The 16,601-nt window shown below is 62.2% G+C and carries 19 protein-coding genes; 3 read left to right on the top strand and 16 right to left on the bottom strand.

Annotated features, from left to right (window positions below; all coding sequences use genetic code 11):
* Positions 1 to 50: 50 nt before the first annotated feature.
* From rpmF to sppA, 3 genes are all read right to left on the bottom strand, one after another.
* Positions 51 to 233 carry a 50S ribosomal protein L32 gene (gene rpmF / locus JFN91_RS10500; protein WP_015721360.1) on the bottom strand — a complete coding sequence of 61 codons (183 nt, stop codon included), beginning with the start codon at positions 231 to 233 and terminating at the stop codon, positions 51 to 53.
* A gap of 13 nt (positions 234 to 246) precedes the next feature.
* Positions 247 to 783 carry a YceD family protein gene (locus JFN91_RS10495; RefSeq protein WP_199389159.1) on the bottom strand — a complete coding sequence of 179 codons (537 nt, stop codon included), beginning with the start codon at positions 781 to 783 and terminating at the stop codon, positions 247 to 249.
* Positions 784 to 931: 148 nt separating this feature from the next.
* Positions 932 to 1,813, bottom strand: a complete 882-nt coding sequence (gene sppA / locus JFN91_RS10490; RefSeq protein WP_199389158.1) for a signal peptide peptidase SppA — start codon at positions 1,811 to 1,813, stop codon at positions 932 to 934.
* A gap of 334 nt (positions 1,814 to 2,147) precedes the next feature.
* Here sppA and JFN91_RS10485 point away from each other — a divergent pair, with 334 nt between their 5' ends.
* Entirely contained in the window at positions 2,148 to 2,612 is a 465-nt protein-coding gene (locus tag JFN91_RS10485; protein WP_199389157.1) for a metallophosphoesterase family protein, read from the top strand.
* A 10-nt stretch (positions 2,613 to 2,622) separates the two neighbouring features.
* Here JFN91_RS10485 and JFN91_RS10480 read toward each other — a convergent pair whose 3' ends face one another.
* The 12 genes from JFN91_RS10480 to JFN91_RS10425 form a co-directional block, all read right to left on the bottom strand.
* Entirely contained in the window at positions 2,623 to 3,012 is a 390-nt protein-coding gene (locus JFN91_RS10480; RefSeq protein WP_199389156.1) for a hypothetical protein, read from the bottom strand.
* A 219-nt stretch (positions 3,013 to 3,231) separates the two neighbouring features.
* Positions 3,232 to 3,618, bottom strand: a complete 387-nt coding sequence (locus JFN91_RS10475; protein ID WP_199389155.1) for a response regulator transcription factor — start codon at positions 3,616 to 3,618, stop codon at positions 3,232 to 3,234.
* A gap of 16 nt (positions 3,619 to 3,634) precedes the next feature.
* Positions 3,635 to 4,600: an ABC transporter substrate-binding protein gene (locus JFN91_RS10470; RefSeq protein WP_199389254.1), complete on the bottom strand. Its 966-nt coding sequence runs from the start codon at positions 4,598 to 4,600 to the stop codon at positions 3,635 to 3,637.
* Between the two features lie 14 nt (positions 4,601 to 4,614).
* On the bottom strand, positions 4,615 to 6,867 hold the full coding sequence (locus tag JFN91_RS10465) for a porin family protein (RefSeq protein WP_199389154.1): 2,253 nt from the start codon (positions 6,865 to 6,867) through the stop codon (positions 4,615 to 4,617).
* A gap of 14 nt (positions 6,868 to 6,881) precedes the next feature.
* Positions 6,882 to 7,883: a DmsE family decaheme c-type cytochrome gene (locus JFN91_RS10460; RefSeq protein ID WP_199389153.1), complete on the bottom strand. Its 1,002-nt coding sequence runs from the start codon at positions 7,881 to 7,883 to the stop codon at positions 6,882 to 6,884.
* Positions 7,884 to 8,717 carry an ABC transporter ATP-binding protein gene (locus JFN91_RS10455; RefSeq protein ID WP_199389152.1) on the bottom strand — a complete coding sequence of 278 codons (834 nt, stop codon included), beginning with the start codon at positions 8,715 to 8,717 and terminating at the stop codon, positions 7,884 to 7,886.
* Between the two features lie 183 nt (positions 8,718 to 8,900).
* On the bottom strand, positions 8,901 to 9,335 hold the full coding sequence (locus tag JFN91_RS10450; RefSeq protein WP_199389151.1) for a hypothetical protein: 435 nt from the start codon (positions 9,333 to 9,335) through the stop codon (positions 8,901 to 8,903).
* 39 nt (positions 9,336 to 9,374) lie between these two features.
* Positions 9,375 to 9,779: a CoA-binding protein gene (locus JFN91_RS10445; RefSeq protein WP_199389150.1), complete on the bottom strand. Its 405-nt coding sequence runs from the start codon at positions 9,777 to 9,779 to the stop codon at positions 9,375 to 9,377.
* Between the two features lie 183 nt (positions 9,780 to 9,962).
* On the bottom strand, positions 9,963 to 10,058 hold the full coding sequence (locus tag JFN91_RS22280; RefSeq protein ID WP_199389149.1) for a twin-arginine translocase TatA/TatE family subunit: 96 nt from the start codon (positions 10,056 to 10,058) through the stop codon (positions 9,963 to 9,965).
* Between the two features lie 8 nt (positions 10,059 to 10,066).
* A complete protein-coding gene (locus JFN91_RS10435) occupies positions 10,067 to 11,011 on the bottom strand; it encodes a tetratricopeptide repeat protein (RefSeq protein ID WP_199389148.1) in 945 nt (314 codons plus the stop codon).
* Positions 11,012 to 11,031: 20 nt separating this feature from the next.
* Positions 11,032 to 11,838: a hypothetical protein gene (locus tag JFN91_RS10430; protein ID WP_199389147.1), complete on the bottom strand. Its 807-nt coding sequence runs from the start codon at positions 11,836 to 11,838 to the stop codon at positions 11,032 to 11,034.
* Positions 11,816 to 12,973 carry an acetoin utilization protein AcuC gene (locus tag JFN91_RS10425; RefSeq protein ID WP_199389146.1) on the bottom strand — a complete coding sequence of 386 codons (1,158 nt, stop codon included), beginning with the start codon at positions 12,971 to 12,973 and terminating at the stop codon, positions 11,816 to 11,818. The genes JFN91_RS10430 and JFN91_RS10425 overlap by 23 nt, the downstream gene beginning before the upstream one ends.
* 238 nt (positions 12,974 to 13,211) lie before the next feature.
* Here JFN91_RS10425 and JFN91_RS10420 point away from each other — a divergent pair, with 238 nt between their 5' ends.
* Together JFN91_RS10420 and JFN91_RS10415 are read left to right on the top strand one after the other, a co-directional pair.
* On the top strand, positions 13,212 to 14,432 hold the full coding sequence (locus tag JFN91_RS10420; RefSeq protein ID WP_199389145.1) for an ammonium transporter: 1,221 nt from the start codon (positions 13,212 to 13,214) through the stop codon (positions 14,430 to 14,432).
* Between the two features lie 135 nt (positions 14,433 to 14,567).
* On the top strand, positions 14,568 to 15,155 hold the full coding sequence (locus tag JFN91_RS10415) for a response regulator (protein ID WP_199389144.1): 588 nt from the start codon (positions 14,568 to 14,570) through the stop codon (positions 15,153 to 15,155).
* A gap of 54 nt (positions 15,156 to 15,209) precedes the next feature.
* Here the strand turns inward: JFN91_RS10415 and JFN91_RS10410 are convergent, their stop codons facing one another.
* The gene (locus tag JFN91_RS10410; RefSeq protein WP_199389143.1) at positions 15,210 to 16,508 is read right to left on the bottom strand and encodes an aspartate aminotransferase family protein; all 1,299 of its coding nucleotides are present in this window, start codon (positions 16,506 to 16,508) and stop codon (positions 15,210 to 15,212) included.
* Positions 16,509 to 16,601 lie beyond the last annotated feature (93 nt).

Raw genomic sequence — 16,601 nt, 5'->3', positions numbered from 1 at the left:
TCCCCTAGGGAGCGGATTCCGAACAGTCACGGCTTAGGTGAGACGAAATCCTAGAGCTCTTCAGCCTTGAGCACCTGACGTCCTTTGTAGGTACCGCAGGACGGGCAGACGCAATGCGGCAGTTTCGGGGCCTTGCACTGCGGGCAGGTCGAAACGGTCGGAGCGGTGAGGAAATCGTGTGCACGCCTCATGTTTTTGCGCGACTTGGAGGTCTTCTTCTTAGGTACAGCCATGGTGTTCTCCTTTTTACTTTTCTATCTTGATCTTCTTCAGGGCGGCCATTTTCAGGTTTATCTCGCCGCGATCACAGCCACATTCTCCGGCGTTCAGGTCAGCTCCGCACTCGGGGCACAGCCCGCGGCACGACTCGCTGCATAACGGTTTATATGGTACTTCCAGCGCGACCTGCTCGGCGATTTCGGGATCCATGTCGATCTCGTCGCCGCTGTAGGTGGCCGAAATGAGCTCCTCGTCGGAAAGCTCGACTTCCTCGTCCAGTTCCTCACCCTTGCTCTGGGTGTAGAAGATGGTGAAGTCGGAGGAGATCGGGTAATCGTACTCGGCCAGGCAGCGGGAACAGGTGAGGCGCACAGCACTCTCCACCTTGCCGGCGGCCCTTACGTGGTCGTACTCCCAGATCGCCGCGACCTGGGCGTTCACCGGAGCGGTGAAGACACACTCACCCGCTTTTTCCATCTCTACCAGCGCCGAGTAGTGTGAGGCAGGCTCCGACTCCGTAAGGTCGAGCTGCTTCTTTTTCACCTTATCTATCTCTATCTTCAAAGGAAGATCTCCCCTTTTTCAAAGTTTCCCAGTATATAGATGGCGGTTTTTTTGTCAAGGTAAATCTAAAGAGAGCGGAGGGGCCACAGGCAAGGGCTCAGCCACTGTCAGAAGCGGCACTAACGCGTGCTGTTTGCCTGCCGGACCACTACCAACCGAGACGATAATCGACGCTGACCCCGCTCTCCGAATCGGAGAGGACGCCGATGCGCTGGGCCGCGCTTTCCACCAGGTAATCGAGAGCACGCCCCTTCTTCTTGGGCAGGCGGATCAGCCTCGGCTCCCCCTTGACGCCGCCCAGGCGCGCCGCCTCGTCGATGGCGTCCTGCATGGAGCCGATGCGGTCCACGAGCTTCAAGGCAAGCGCCTGCTCGCCGGAGAAGATCCTGCCGTCGGCGATGCTCCTGACCTGCTCTTCCGGGAGCCTCCTCCCCTGCGCCACTGCCTTCACGAACTGGCCGTGGGTGGAGTCGATCACCCCCTGCAGCATCGCCTTTTCCTCGTCGGTCATGGTGCGCGAGGGGGAACCGGTGTCCTTGAACTTGCCGGTCTTGATGGTGAAGGCCTTCATGCCGACCTTGTCCATCAGCCCCTCGAGGTTGGAGAACTTCATCAAGACGCCGATGCTCCCGGTGATGGTGCCGGGGTTGGCATAGATGAGGCTGGCCGGTGCCGAGACGTAGTAACCGCCCGAGGCCGCGACGCTCCCCATGGAGACCACCACCTTCTTGCTCTTGGCCAGGTCCTTTACCGCCGCGTAGATCTCCTGCGACGGGCCGACAACTCCGCCGGGGGAATCCACCCGGAACACCACGGCCTTGGCATGGTTGTCCTTCTTCATGGCCCGCAACTGGCGAATGGTTTCCTGCCCGTCGACGATGACCCCTTTCAGTTCCACGACGCCGACCCCGTCTCCGCCGGAGAGGGTATCTTCGTCGCGTACCAGCGAGGTGACCACGGCGACGCAGGCGCTGAAAAGAAGGAACAGGCCGACAACGAAGGCGGCGATCCACAGCAGCATTTTTTTCATCGATACCTCCGTCTCGTTCAAATGCAGACATGTCCCCCCTCCCGTCAAGGGAGGGGGAGCACTTTACTCAAGTCACCAGCACCACAAACTGTATGTGACACTATGCCAAGAAAGGCGAATATTATTACCCCCTACAGGGTCAAACGTTTACAGCTTATTTTGCTTGTCTTTTACCGAGACTCTGTCCTATATCTGAACAGTAGGGTGACATAAAGCATTGCGCGCGACGCCAACAACTCTACACTATGCAGGGCACGGCGCAAAACCAAATATCCCGCGGCAGGGTCTCGGCTGAGTATCCTGCTGTCGTAGAAGAGATACGGGAAGAGGAACTATGAGAGTACTGGTAATCTCCGACAGCCACGGCAACTATGCCCATGCCTTCAGGGCCCACGAACTTGCCGGCCCGGTGGATCACATCGTTCATCTAGGGGATGGCTGCGATGATGCTCGCATGATGGAGGAGGTGCTGGAGGTGCCGGTGCACCGGGTGGCCGGCAACTGCGACCTGGACCGGCAGGTTCCGGCGGAACTCACCCTGGAACTGGGTGAATGCCGATTCCTGCTGACCCACGGCTACCGTCAGCATGTGAAGAGCGGCCTTTCTCACCTGATCGGGCGGGGGGTACAACTGGGAGCGTCGGTGGTGCTCTACGGCCACACCCACCTGGCCGACGTGCAGTCGGCGGACGGGATGCTGCTGGTGAACCCGGGCGCCCTCAAGGAGGGACTACCCGGGAGCTACGCCATCGTCACCGTCGAGGGGGCCACGGCAAAGGCCGAGATCTTCCCTCTCTAGTTTTCCCTCTCTAGCAGCCGCAACCGCAGTTGTGGCAGACCTTGCGGTTCTCGTCATCGGGAGCCACGGTCTCCGGTGCGAACGCGATGCGGTTCACCGCGCGCCGGATGTCCTCCTGAAGGTCAAGCCGCGGGCTCTGGCCGATCACATGCCCGATGCAGATGTTGCTGATGCCGTCCGACGGCGAGGCGATGCGAATCGAATTCAAAAGATCGCCGTAGCCATTCACCTCGATCACCTGCCCGGGGTCCTCCCCCAGTTCCAGGGTGATGCCGAAGCGCTGCAGTTCCTGCGCAAGCTCAGCGAAAAAGATATCAAAGGTAAATCCCGAAAGGATCGATTCCCACTCCGGTTTGCTCTTGCTGCGTCCGTAACAGGTAAGTCTCATCTGCTTTGCCATGCTATGTAACTCCTAAAAAAAAACCAGGGGCTAGGGGCTGGGGGCTAGGGGCTGGTAAAATCCGCCCGCGCCATCAGCAACGCCCGTCCCTGTAGTCAATTTCCTATCGATTCGCCAGTCCCCAGTCCCCAGTCCCCAGTCCCCAGTCCCCAGTCCCCAGTCCCCAGTCCCCAGTCCCCTAGCCCCTAGCCCCTAGTCCCTAGTCCCTAGCCCCTGCCTTTAACTTGCCGCGGCTTTTCTCTGCATCGAGCTGAAGATCATGTCCAGCACCGCCTTCTGCTTCGCCTCGTACTTGTTCAGTACCGCCAGACAGGTCCCCATGGGAAACTGCTCGTGCAGGTAGTCCGAGTCACGCCCGGAAAGGATCACGATGCGGTTCTTGTCGATACCGACCGAGAGGGCATAGCTGAAGATCTTGGAGCCATCCAGGGTCGGCATCTCCAGATCCACCAGCAACAGGTCCACCATCCCCTGCCTCAGTATGGTCAACGCCAGCAGCGGCTCCGTGCAGGTTATCACGTCCAGCAGCGGGTAGAGCGCCTGGATCTTGTCCTTGAGCGCTCCTACGAAAGCCGCATCGTCATCAACGATCAAAATTCTTCCCATCAATACCTCGATGTATCTACTTAAGCACCCGGGTCGCCGCGCTGAGCACCGGGAAGGGAACGTTCAGGTCAAGCAGCCGCGCCGCTTTCAGGTTGACGATCAGATCCACCCGTTTCGGCGTGACCACCGGCAGTTGCGACGGCTTCTTACCGCTCAGGATGCGCGCCACGTATTCGGCAGCCAGCTGCCCCTGTTCGACAGGGTCCGCCTCCAGGGACATCACAGCCCCCTTGTGTGCCGCGCCCGGCATCTGCGATATCACCGGTATCTTCAGCTCGTTGCAGCGGTGCACGATCTTTTCGAAGGAACGGCTCCCGGCGGTGCATTCCGTAACGTAAACGCAGTCGACCCTGGTGGCATAGAGGGTGGCCAAGGCTCCATCCAGGGCGCCAACCGAGCCGACGTTGGTTTCCACCAGGACGATCCCCGCTTGCGCGGCAATTTTGCGTGCCTCCTTAAGCTGCACCAGCGCCCCTTCCTCACGGTTGGCGCTGATGATGCCCAGGGTCTTGATCGGTTTGAGTTCGGTGGCGGTCTTGATCAGCGTGACCAGGGGGACCTTGGAACTCACCCCGGCACTGTTGCGCCCGCTGGAGGTCATGTTCCTGGCCACCCCGGTCTCCACGGGACCGTAGACGTCGGCGTAAACAACGGGAATATCCTGCGACTCGCGCAGGGCAGCAAGGGTGGCGGAGGTGCCGTAGGTGACGATGACGTCGGCGCCGATGGCGTTGAACTTCCGGACGCTGTTGGACCAGGAGATGAGGTCCGGGTTAGGGGTCTGGGTGATCACCTCGACGTTACTCTGATCGTACCCTTTCTGCACCAGCGCCTTCACGAACGCCTTGTGGGCCTCGCGGTAGCGCGGCAGGTCGCAGGTCAAGAGAGCCGCAACCAGCTTTCCGGCCGCACGGGAGTCCGCCGCGGGGATCACCGCGCCAAGCAGCAGGAGCAGAACTATGGAACGTAGCAGTGTCTTGATACGTTACCCCTTGGTCACCACTTGGCCGCGAGGCCGGCGACGATGGTGTGGACGGTGCCGTTGTAATTCTGGTAGGCGGACTTCAACTCGTTGTAGTCGTTCCACGTATATTCAAGCGTGGTGGAAAGCGCGCTCGTGAAGCGGTACTCGCCGCGTGCCGAAAGCGAACTGATCACGGTGTTCTGTTGGCTGATCTCCTTGATGCCGTCGGTGCTACTGGTGAGCGAAAATGTGGTGTCCGTCGGCGTGAAAGCGGCAGCAGATCTGATCTGCTGTGCCGCCACCGCCAGGTCGCTCTTTTCGCTGAGCGCATAGGAGACGTTGACGCCATAGACGTGGGATCTGCTGGAAAACTGGGAGGCGGCCTCGCTGCCGATGCGCACCCCCGTGAAGAGGATGCCCTGCTCGACCTCCTGGTGCAGGTACGAGTAGGTCGCCCCTAGCGTAAGCCCCCGGAACGGCACCCACCAGGCACCGATGTTGGCGTTCTCACTGTTGGTGCTCCGGGAGGTCAAAGGGGCCAGGGAGAAGGAGAGCGGCTCAAACGGGTAGTTCACCAGGTACTTGCGCACCTCGTCGTTCTGGTCGCGGCGTAGGATGGCGTGGCTGGTGAGCCCCCAGCGGTTGTTGACCGTGTAGGTGGCCAGCAGCTTCGCCTCGTGGCGCTGCTCGAAAGAGGCGCCGTAGGCGGGGTGGTCGGTGCTGGCATAGCTGTAGGTGGCGCTGGTCCTCAGTCCCTTCACCGGACGATAGTAGGCGGAGAGCGACCCGGTGTGGGTCGAGGTGCTCTCCGGCAGTCCCCAGGTCGTCTCCGACGGCAGGTCGGTCACGTTGTTCCTGCGCAGGAAATCGCCCCGGTACTCGCCCACCAGTGCGAGATGCAGCGTAGGGCGGTAGGAGACCGTACCGGTGACCAGGTCGCGGGTCGACTCACTGGGTGTCTTGGCGACTACCACCGGGTCGGCAAAGGCGCTGTTGCTGAAAGGCCCGCGCTTGTTGTGATCGATCTCCTGGCGCCGGTACTTTACGGCGAAGGTGTACTCCCGGGTGGGGGTATAGACCAGGTCCCCGGCGGCGTTTTGCAGGTAGCTCTTCATGTGCCGGGCGCCGCTGGTGTCGCTCAACTCGGAAAGGTTCTCGCGCTGCTCGAAGCTGTACGAGCCGGAGCCGACCAGGCCGCCCGCCAGCGAGGTGTGCAGCTTGACGGTGTGGGAAAAGAAGCTGCTGTCCGGGTTTTCGTTATGCTGCCGCGCACCGCCGGCAAAGTCGGCCGCGCCGTTGAAGTGGTTGCGGGGCTCGTAGGTCTGCACCGGGGTCGGCAGCCGGTCCTCGAAGTAGCGCACCTTGAAGTCGTAGACCAAGTCAACCGGGCCCAGGTGGGAGTCGAGCCCCACGTGCCCTTCCTGGACCTGCTGATCGACGGCGCGGCGCTGGGCGTAGATGGTGTTGGTGGCCCCTTCGAAGGCGGTATCGGCGAAGCGCTGCTGGATGGTCCCTTCTTTGACGTAGCGCCAGTAACCCAGGTTCACGTGCAGAGGGAAATTGTGCAGCCGGTAGCGAAAGTCCGCCCGATCCTGCACCACGCTCACCCCGTAGTTCGCCACCGGGTCCTGTACCGCCGTGTAGGTGGCAGGGGTGCGGGCATCGGTGCGGCCAGTGGTGAAGGAGGGGGAGAACAGGATCTCCCGGTCCAGGTTGTGATACAGGGACTCGGTCCGCAGATGGAGGCGGTAATCCCCCTTGTAGTCCATGAGCAGGTCGGCGTGGTAATCGTTCTCGTTCAGGTAGAACCCATCCAGCTCCAGGTTGGTATCCTTCTCCATGTGACGGTAGAAGAGCCCGCCGCTGCGGCTGGACTCGAGAAAGCCGTACTCCATCGCACGCCCGCGGTATCCCTCTCCGAAGACGAAGTTGTAGCCGAGCGATCCCCCCTTTTGCTCCAGCACCTCCACCTGGCGCTCGTCCTCCGGCAGCGGCACTCCCTCGATCTGCGGCTGGGCCGGGGGCACCTCGACTGCCGGGGGGGGCTCGGTGCCAACGGCAGGCGGCTGTTCCGTGGTGGCGGGAGGGGTCACGTCCGCGGGCTGCTCCTCGTCCGGGACGGTGCCGGCAGGTACTTCGGCGGGAGCATCCTTTTCCGTAGCGGCGGGCGCCTCCTGGTTCGCGGCCGGAAGCGGCTCCAGGTCCGCTGCAGCCACTCCCCCGGCGGCCAGCAACAGCAGCAGCAGAGGCGAGACGACGGTTTTTATGAGTGGTTTTTCCACCATCCGGCTCCTTTCTGTTACTGGCGTAGCGTGCCCCTGCCGGTTATGGCCGGGGACGGGGTATCGGTGCCGTGCACCTGGGAATGACAGTCCGTGCAACGGTTGACGAAGAGTTGCTTCAGCCCGGGCGTGTTGGTGGCCAGGTGCCCGGTATGGCACTGCAGGCACAGAAACGGCATCGCGGCGTTCAGGAGGTTGTTGTTGATCGACCCGTGCGGCGTGTGGCAGTTCATGCAGTTCTCGGTGACGTCACCGTGCTCGAAGGCGAAGGGGCCCTGCTTCTCCATATGGCACCTGGTGCAGGTCTCCTTGGGGGTGTTGCCCCGGAGCAGGCGGTCCTGCGTCGAGCCGTGCACCTCGTGGCAGTCCACGCAGAACATCTTCTTCTCCCTAAGCGGATGATGCGCGAACAGGGAGTTTTCCGCCTGCACCTCGGGGTGGCAGCTGAAGCACATCTCCGACATCTGCTGCCGGCTCACCTTCTGCTGCGGTCCCTGGTGCAGCTTGTGGCAATCGAAACAACTCACGTCGTGCAGCGCGTGCGGCCCGGCGTTCCAGTGGGACAGTACCGGCATGGATGCCGCCGAGTGACACTTCAGGCAGATCAGGGATTGGGCCTGGGGCGGGAGGTGCATGATGTCCAGGAAGGTCGAGGTGTCGCACTTCTTCTTGAGGCGGGTGTTCTCCTCGCGGTCGTCGCTCAGGTGCGCGATGGCGAGACTGCCGGGACCGTGGCACGACTCGCAGTTGACCAGCGGCAGCCCGGTTTCGGGCTTGATCTGTTCACCGTGGATGCTGTGGCTGAAGTCATCGGTGATCTTGTCGTGGGCGTGGCACTTGGAGACACAGTTGTTGGTGCCGACGTACTCGGCGTCGAGGCGGCCTACGATCATCTTCTCGTAGTCGCGGATGGGCAGGATGGGTTTGCTCTGCTTCAGATCGGCGCAGGAAACCGAAAGAAGGGGGAAAAGCGCCATGAGGATCACGAATTTGCCGCGGCGCAGAAAACGTGCTGCCATCTATTCCCCCCTTATCCCCTTGGTCGTGGTGTAGATGAAACCGCGCACGATGGGATTGTCGCTTTTCTTGATCTCGCGCGGCGTGCCGACCTCGACCACCGAGCCGCCGTGCATCATGGCGATCCGGTCCGAGATGTACAGCGCGAAGTTCAGGTCGTGGGTCACGATCACGGTGGTGTTCCTGGTGCTCTCCTTGAGCTTCAGGATGGTGTTGGCCAGTTCGTCCGTGGTGACCGGGTCGAGCTCGGCAGTCGGCTCGTCGTAAAGGATCAGGTCCGGGTTCATCGCCAGCGAGCGCGCGATGGCGACGCGCTTTTTCATGCCGCCGGAGAGCTCCGAGGTACGCAGCTCCTCCTTCCCGACCAGCCCGACCATTTCCAGCTTCTGCTTGATGATCTCCCGGACCTGCAGCTCCTTGCACACCCTCTTCTCACGGAGCCACAACCCCACGTTCTCCCCCACGGTGAGGGAGTTGAACAGGGCCGAGGACTGGAACACCATGCTGTAGCGGTAGTCGTGAGCCGTGGGCTTGGCGCCCTCACCGAAGATCGGGAGCTCGTCGATGTAGATCTCGCCGCTGTCCGGGGTCTCCAGCTTCACGATGTGTTTCAACAGGACACTCTTGCCGGTGCCCGAAGGACCGATGATGCTGAAGGTCTCCCCGGCCTTGATCTCGAGGTTGACGTCCTTGAGCACGTGGTTGGGCCCGAAGGATTTGTTCAACTGCTCGATCCTGATCCCCACGCCCCTGGTGTCATGCAGGTTCACGGCCTGGTGGCCGTTCTCTGCGTGAAAGAAAGAGCCGGGGAGGCCGTGCTTAAGCTTCTCGAACATCGGTATCCTTTTGAGAAAGAAGTGTCACGCCGACCACCGTGATAAGACCGGCTTTGCCAGTAAATTCTGTCACCTGCCGTTGCAAAGAAGCGCGCACATACTACCAGAGTTGTAAGCCCGCTGGCAAGGGGGAATATTTGAGGACACTTAACGTTTACACAATCTTCGCGGGACTGGTCTCAGTCAGAAAAGATAGGGAGAAGGATTGTCGAACTCCCGCCTCACCCTGAAGATGTAGATGTTCATCAGGATCAGGGCGATGGAGGCGAGCAGCGTTGAGGAAAGGAGGTCTCCCTCGGGGACGGGAGCATCGGCCAGGCGCGCGTACTCGGCCGCGGGGATCAGGGTGAGGTTGACCCAGGCATTGCAGATGTCGAGCAGGTTGTAACCGATCAGCAGCCAGACGGTGAGACGCTGCCGCTTGAGCACCCCGAGCAGCAGGTACAGCGAGATGAGACTGTCGCCGAAGACGAAGCGCTGCGCGGTTCCCCCTTGGTAAAGGGTCCCCATGAAGGGGAAGGGGTTGCCGTAACTGGAGAAGCAGAGCAGCAGCGAGAACGAGGTGAGCAGGACCAGGGGCCACAGCGAGGCGGGGCGCCTGCCGCTTTCATCGGGCATGGGGCACCCCGCCGTTTTTCCTGCCAACATGCAGCAGTATCAACGTTTCACCCACTTGACGTGTTCCTTCAACATGCAGCGGTCCATGACCACCTCGAGCCCGGCCTCGCGGGCGCGCCGCGCGGCGTCCTCGTGGACCACCCCTTCCTGCAGCCAGACCACCTTGGCTCCCTTGGCAATCGCCTGCTCCACGATCTCCGGGACGAACTCGGAGCGGCGGAAGACGTCGACGATCTCCACCGGCTCCGGAATCTCGGCGATGGTCGGATAGCTCTTCTCGCCGAAGACTTCGGCCACCGCCGGGTTGACCGGGATGATCCGGTAGCCGGCCCGCTTGAGATAAGCGGCGACCTCGTGACTGGGCTTGCCGGCGTCGGGGGAGAGCCCCACCACGGCGACGGTACGATACTTGGTCAGTATCTCTTTGATGTCAGGAACTTGCATAAGCACCTCCTTGAGACCAGCGTCAGATGCGTTGTTGTGACTGGTGTTTTCTCGGTGGGAAAGCGCACCTCCCCCTGGAGGGGGGAGGCTGGGAGGGGGAAACCGGATCGAGCCGCTACGTCCCCCCTCCCTGTCCCTCCCCCTCCGGGGGCGGGAACGCGTCGGCAACTTTCTCAGAAGCGATCACCGTTTGCGCATGCCGCTTATGGCGACGAAGAAGAAGATTACCACCATTACGCCGGCGATGAAGATCCAATCTGCCGGGCTGAATCCGAACATGACTCCTCCTACTGTTCCAGTTGCTGCAGTGTGGCCTTGGCCTCTTCAAACTCGGGATTGATCTTCAGGGCCTGGCGCAGGTAAAAACGGGCATCACCGGCGGCGCCCAGGTCCTTGCAGCAGAGCGCCAGCAGATACGGGATCTCGGCCATCGGGAACTCCAGGGCGAACCAGGCGTCGGCCATGACGTCGTTCAGGATGGCGGTCGCCTCCTGGTAGCCGCCGTCCTCACGCAGGGCCATGGCGCCCGCGATCGCCTCCAGGTAGTCGACCGCAGGTACCCGGGGCACCTCGCCCCGCTCGATCCTCTCCAGGCGCGCCCTCAGTTCGGCTTGGGCGGTCACCTCGACCTGCGGCAGCAAGAGGCTCCAGAGCGAGGCGGCCTTGTCGTACTTGCCCAACAGGAAGGAGACTTCGGCCAGGGTGGTGAGGCAGCGGGGCTGGTCGCCGCCCAGTTCACGGGCGCGCTCCAGGTAGCCTTGCGCCTTGAACAGGGTGACCGTGGAGAGGTGCAGCGCCGAGAAGCGGCAGGCCTGCTCCAGCAAAGTCGCCCCGATCTCCAGCGGGAAGTGCGCGTTCTCCGGCTCCATCAGGGCGAAGATGCGCAACAGCTTCACCCGCCGCTCCAGGTAGGGAACCTCGACGTCCTTCTCCCCGAGCATCAGGATGTGGCTGGCCAGCTCGGACACGTAGTGCGGATACCCCTTGAGCATCTCCGCGTAGAGTTCGCAGTAGCGGCAGCCCGGGTCCGTGCGCAGGGCCTGGTAGATGCCGCGCCCGACGGCGTCGTAGCCGGGAAGCTGTCCCTCCAGTGCCTGGTAATCGTCGTCCAGCAGCGGGATCGGCTCCGGCCCGACCGTGAAGACGACTTTGCCGTCCAGCCCGCTTATCTCGGTCCCCTGGGGGGGGCGGTAATAGGTTATCCCCGCGAGGGGGGTCATCTCTCTTTCCATGCAACGCACTCCTTTTTCCGCTAACGCTCCCGTCCCGGGAACGTGTTGACACCGGCGTGCACGCCGATGGTCTTGTAGATGCGCACCTCGTCCCAGGGCTCGTCGAGGATACCGTCGTGGATGGCCCAACTGCGCCCCTGCACGCTCTTTTCCATGCCCGGCCGCCGGAACGGGGTGGAGCCGTCCAGCCTCCGGTACAGGATGCCGCCAGGTGCGAAGCCGGCGTCGATCTCCTGCATCAGCCTCTTGCCCACCACATAGTCGAAACCGTACCCCTCGTAGCGGATGGCGTTGTCGTAGCTGAGCGGCTCGGCCACGATGAGCTGCATGCCCAGGCCTGCCACCAGGCGCTCCAGGCGCGGCAGGAACTCACCGAACATCCTCAGGCCGCGGCGGGTCTGGTTGGGAAAGAGCCCCGCCTCCATGGCGCGCTCTTCCTCCGCGAGGTTGCGCCCCAGGGTGGCAAACACGTTGTTTTTCCCATGCTCGTCCAGGTCGACGTCGAAGCGCGGCGCCGCCGGATCGGCAATGGTGCAGTAGGAGAGCTCCATCTGGCCGTGGTGCGTGTCGCACAGATCCAGCACGAAGGCGGGATCGACCTCGCCGGGGGTGCAGCGGGCGACCAGGCGCAGGAAGCGGTGCCCCTCCGGGGCGATCACCTCGACGCCCCCTCCCCCCTCCCCGACCATGGCCAGTAGGCGCGCGGGGAGCAGTGACCGGTAGATCGCCTCCTTCTCGGCGGCGGGCAACCGGTTGATGTCGTACAGGGAGAAGAGCTGCCTCCCCCCGCTGTCTTTCAATACCTCATGTCCGGTATCGTTTGCCATAGTCGCCGATCAGGACCGGGAAGATGTGGTCGCGCACGTAAGCGATGCTTTTTTCCACCGCATCGAGCGCCCGGTTGCGGTCGTCCTCCTCGGCCCAGTGCATGGCGTCGAGGAGCATCCGGTGCGGGTAGCCAAGCTGCGAGATCAAATCGACAAACGGGGCGGGGAGCCGCGGGGCAAGTTCCCGGTCGTTCATGATGCCCCAGGCGATGGTCCAGGCCCGCGCCACGTTCATCTGGTCGTACCCCCCTCCTCCCACAGCGACCCAGGGGATTTCCAGGGCGCGCAGCTTTCTCATTATATACGAGTAGGCGTGGGTGGTCACCTCGAGACGGGTGAGCGGGTCGGTCCTGAAGGTATCGGCGCCGAGCTGGGTGAAGAGGACGTCCGGGTCGAAAGCGGCGATCAGGGGAAAAGCGACCTCGTCGAAGGCCTTCATGAACAAGGCGTCGTCGGTGTGGGCCAGAAGGGGGAGGTTCACCGTGTAGCCCTGACCCGCACCTTCGCCGGTCTCGTTCTCGAAACCGGTGCCGGGAAAAAAGTAGACCCCGCTTTCGTGCAGGGAGATGGTCAGCACCCGGTCGTCGCCGTAGAAGGCGTTCTGCACGCCGTCGCCGTGATGGGCGTCCAGGTCCAGGTAGACCACCGTCTTGCCCTGCTCCAGGAGGTAGTTGATGGCGACGACGGCGTCGTTGAGGTACGAGAATCCCGAGGCGCGCCCGGCCTGGGCATGGTGGTAGCCGCCCAGCGGGTTGAAGGCGGCGGCGAAGCCATCCTCGGCAACCAGCCGTGCCGCCTCCAGCGTGCCGGAGACCCCGAGGCAGGCCCAATCGTAGACACCGGGGAAGACGGGGTTTTCCACATCCCCCAGCCCATAGCGGAAGTCCGCCCTCGGTTCCTCTGCCGCACTGAACTCCCGCAGCCGGTCCAGGTAGTCGGCGCGGTGCGCCCCCAAAAGCTGCGGCTCGCTCACCGGACGGGGCCGCACCTCGGACATGGAGGGGAGGCTCACAAGCCCGTAAGCGTCCATCAGGTCGCGCGCCAGGCGGTAACGCTGCACCTTGAAAGGGTGCTGGTCACCATAGCAGTACCCGGACAGGTCGGTACAGGCGATAAGTGCGGTTTTGCGCGACAACGGGCAACCTCCGGCGAAAGTGTGCACAAATTTACCCGTTGGCCGTTTGCAGGTCAACCTTTAAATCCTGCACACGCCTTAGGCATCGCTGCCTGTTTTCCAGGCACTTTTCCGCGACCCTCTCATTAGCAAAAAAGAGGCACCCATGTCATTTCAAAGAGATAGCGGCTTGGCAGAGTGCTTGCTAGGGCGTGGTGTTCTCCAACGACGGGGAGCGATATACCAACGGAGGTAGCAAATGAACGGGATGTCAACGATGACGACTCTGGCCAACAGCAGCGATGTACTTTTCCTGATGCTCGGCGCGGTCATGGTGTTCGCCATGCACGCTGGATTCGCCTTTCTCGAAGTGGGAACGGTACGCCAGAAGAACCAGGTAAACGCCTTCGTGAAGATCCTGACCGACTGGTCGGTATCGACCGTGGTCTACTTCCTGGTCGGCTTCCCCATCGCCTACGGCATCAGCTTTCTGAAGCCGGTAAAGGAGCTGCTGGGACCCAACCAGGGCTATGACATCACCCACTACTTCTTCCTGCTCTGCTTCGCGGCCTGCATCCCGGCCATCATCTCCGGGGGCATCGCCGAGCGCGCCAAGTTCTGGCCGCAGGTAATTGCGGGCGCCATCTTCGCCGGCCTCACCTATCCCCTCTTCGAATCCCTGATCTGGGGGCAAAACTGCTCCTCCTTGCAGGGGCTCTTCAAGCAGTTCGGCGGTGCCGAGTTCCACGACTACGCCGGTTCGGTGGTGGTGCACTCCATCGGCGGCTGGCTTGCACTTCCCGCCGTCCTCATCCTCGGGCCGCGCATGGGGCGTTACGTCAAGGGAAAATCCCACCCGCTCCCGATCAGCAACATCCCCTTCCTGGCCCTGGGCTCCTGGATCCTCGCGGTCGGGTGGTTCGGCTTCAACGTGATGAGCGCCGGGCACCTGGACAAGATCTCAGGCATCGTGGCGGTCAACTCGCTCATGGCCATGGTGGGCGGTGTGCTGGCAGCCCTTATCGCCGGCAAGAACGACCCGGGCTTCGTGCACAACGGCGCGCTGGCCGGCCTCATCGCCGTCTGCGCCGGCTCCGACATCATGCACCCCCTCTTCGCCTTCGTTACCGGCGCCATCGCCTCGGTGATCTTCGTGTACGGCTTCCACATCGAGCAGGAGAAGCTCAAGATCGACGACGTCCTCGGCGTCTGGCCGCTGCACGGCATCATCGGCTCCTGGGGCGGCATCGCCGCCGGTCTCTTCGGCAGCGAGGCGCTGGGCGGCATGGGCGGCGTCACCTTCGTCTCCCAGTTGCTCGGTTCGCTCTCCGCGATCGTTTTTGCACTGGTCAACGGCTTCATCGTCTACGGCATCCTCGCCAAGACCGTCGGAATAAGGTTGAGCCAGGAAGAGGAGTTCGCCGGCGCCGACATCTCCATCCACAGCATCGGCGCCTACCCGGAGCAGCATATCCGTTAACCCGCCGTCACCCTTTACGCAGCACCAAGGAGGCCCCGAAACCGGGGCCTCTTTTTTTATTTTGTATTTTTTTCAGAAGTATGTATTATTTCCGAGGTTAACAATTTCTCATTACCGTAAAAGGCGTACCTTATCATGAAGATACCCTTGGGACAGTTGCTGGTTCAGTCCGGCATCATAACGGTAAAAACACTGGATCGCGCCCTGGTCCGGCAGCAAAGCTGCGGCCTGACGCTTGGTGAAGTGCTTCTGGAAATGGGAGTGGCCACCGAGGAGGAATTGCGCGAGGCACTGGCCCAGCAGGCCCAGGCACTGGCAGAGATGAAGATACTGCTGGTGGACGATCCTGCCGCCATGAACTGCGACGTGGAAGGTGCCCTTAAGAAGGAGGGTTACCAGGTTTTCATAGCGCGGGACGGGGTGGAGGGTCTGAAGATCGCCTTTTCGCAGAAACCCGACCTGATCCTGTGCGATGCCAGTTCCCCCAGGATGGACGGCTACGCCCTGATGCGCGCCATCAAGGCCAACCCCGCCAGTGCCGGAACGCCGATGATCCTGCTCACCTCCAAGGCATCCCCCGAGGAGGAGCACCGCGCGCTCAAGGCGGGCTTTCACGACTTCATCGCCAAACCGGTGATGACCATCCGCGTGGTTTCACGCGTCAAGCGCGCCTTCGAGATCATGGACAAGTACCGCGAAAACCAGGTCGCTCCCCCCGCCTGATCTCTTCGTTCTTGTACCCGGCAGCACACCTGTGGCTGCCGGGCTCCTTTGCTGTCAGCTCTTTCTCCTGGTCAGTTCTACCAACGCATCGGAAAAGATCCCCAGCGCCTGCTTCAGTTCGGCATCGCTCACGTTCAAGGGGGGTATCAGGCGCACCACGTTGCGTTTCAAGCCGCAGCCGATCAGGATCACCCCTTTGGCCAGGCACTCGTCGATCAGGTTCTGACAGAGCCTGCCGTCGGCGGCTCCCGCCTCGTCTACGAACTCCACTCCGATCATGCACCCCATCCCCCTGACCTCGCCGATGCTCGGGTTTTGCATGGCCACCTCCTGCAGGTAGGAAACCATCTTGGCGCCCGCCACGCAGGCCCGGTCCAGGAGCCCTTCTTCCTTGATCGCCTGCAGGGTCGCCAGGGCCGCCGCACAGGCGACGGGGTTCCCGCCGAACGTAGAGCCGTGGGAGGGGGAGTCCCATTTCTTCATGAGCTGTGTCGACGCAATCACCGCCCCCAGCGGGAGACCGGAAGCGACCGCCTTGGCGGTCACCAGAATGTCGGGCTTGACCCCGGCATGCTCGCAGCAAAACCACTTCCCGGTCCGGCCGATCCCCGACTGCACCTCGTCGAAGATGAGCAGGATGCCGTACTCATCGCAGATCTTGCGCAGCCCCTTCAGGTAGGTCCTCGGTGCCGGATAATAACCACCTTCCCCCAAAAACGGCTCTACGATAATGGCCGCGACCTCCTCCGGCGGCACCTGGCGCTGGAAAAGGCGCTCGATCTCCTCCAGGCACTTTCCGCCGCACGCCTCCGCGTTCATGCCGCAGGAGCAGATGAAGCAGGCAGGGTAGCTGACGTGGTAGATGGAGGGAACCAGCGGGTGGTAGCGCCGGCGATAGGCGGAGGAGCTGCTGGTGAGAGAGAGGGCGCCCATGGTGCGGCCGTGGAAGCCCCCGGTGCACGCGATGATGGCCTGGCGGCCGCTGGTATAGCGGGCCAGTTTCAGAGCCCCTTCGACCGCCTCGGTCCCTGAATTGCCGAAGAACAGCATGTCCAGCCCGTCGGGTGTGACCGAGGTCAGCTCCTCGGCCGCCGTGACGGTGGCTTCACTGTAGTAGATGCCGCCGGCATGGAGGTAATGGTCCGCCTGTTTCTTGACCGCCTGGATCACCTTGGGATGGTTGTGCCCCAGGTTCAGGACAGCGAGCCCGGAGGAGAAGTCGAGAAACCGCCTGCCGTCGATGGATACCACTTCCGTCCCTTTGCCATGGGCGATGGTGATCGGGTAATAGTGATGCGCCGGCGGGGCTATGACTGCAAATGCCCGTTGGACCAACCTGTCGTCTTCGGTCATGGTGCACCCCCACATACATTAACCACTCCACATGAAGGGTAGATGATATCAGAGTCATGAGAGTGCGCAAGACGACCGCTAATGCTCCCGGAG

Origin of the sequence: Geomonas anaerohicana (genome assembly GCF_016458305.1) — a bacterium.
Lineage (GTDB): Bacteria > Desulfobacterota > Desulfuromonadia > Geobacterales > Geobacteraceae > Geomonas > Geomonas anaerohicana.
The sequence above is the reverse complement of the archived record's forward strand: the minus strand, read 5'-3'. Positions and strand labels throughout refer to the sequence as shown.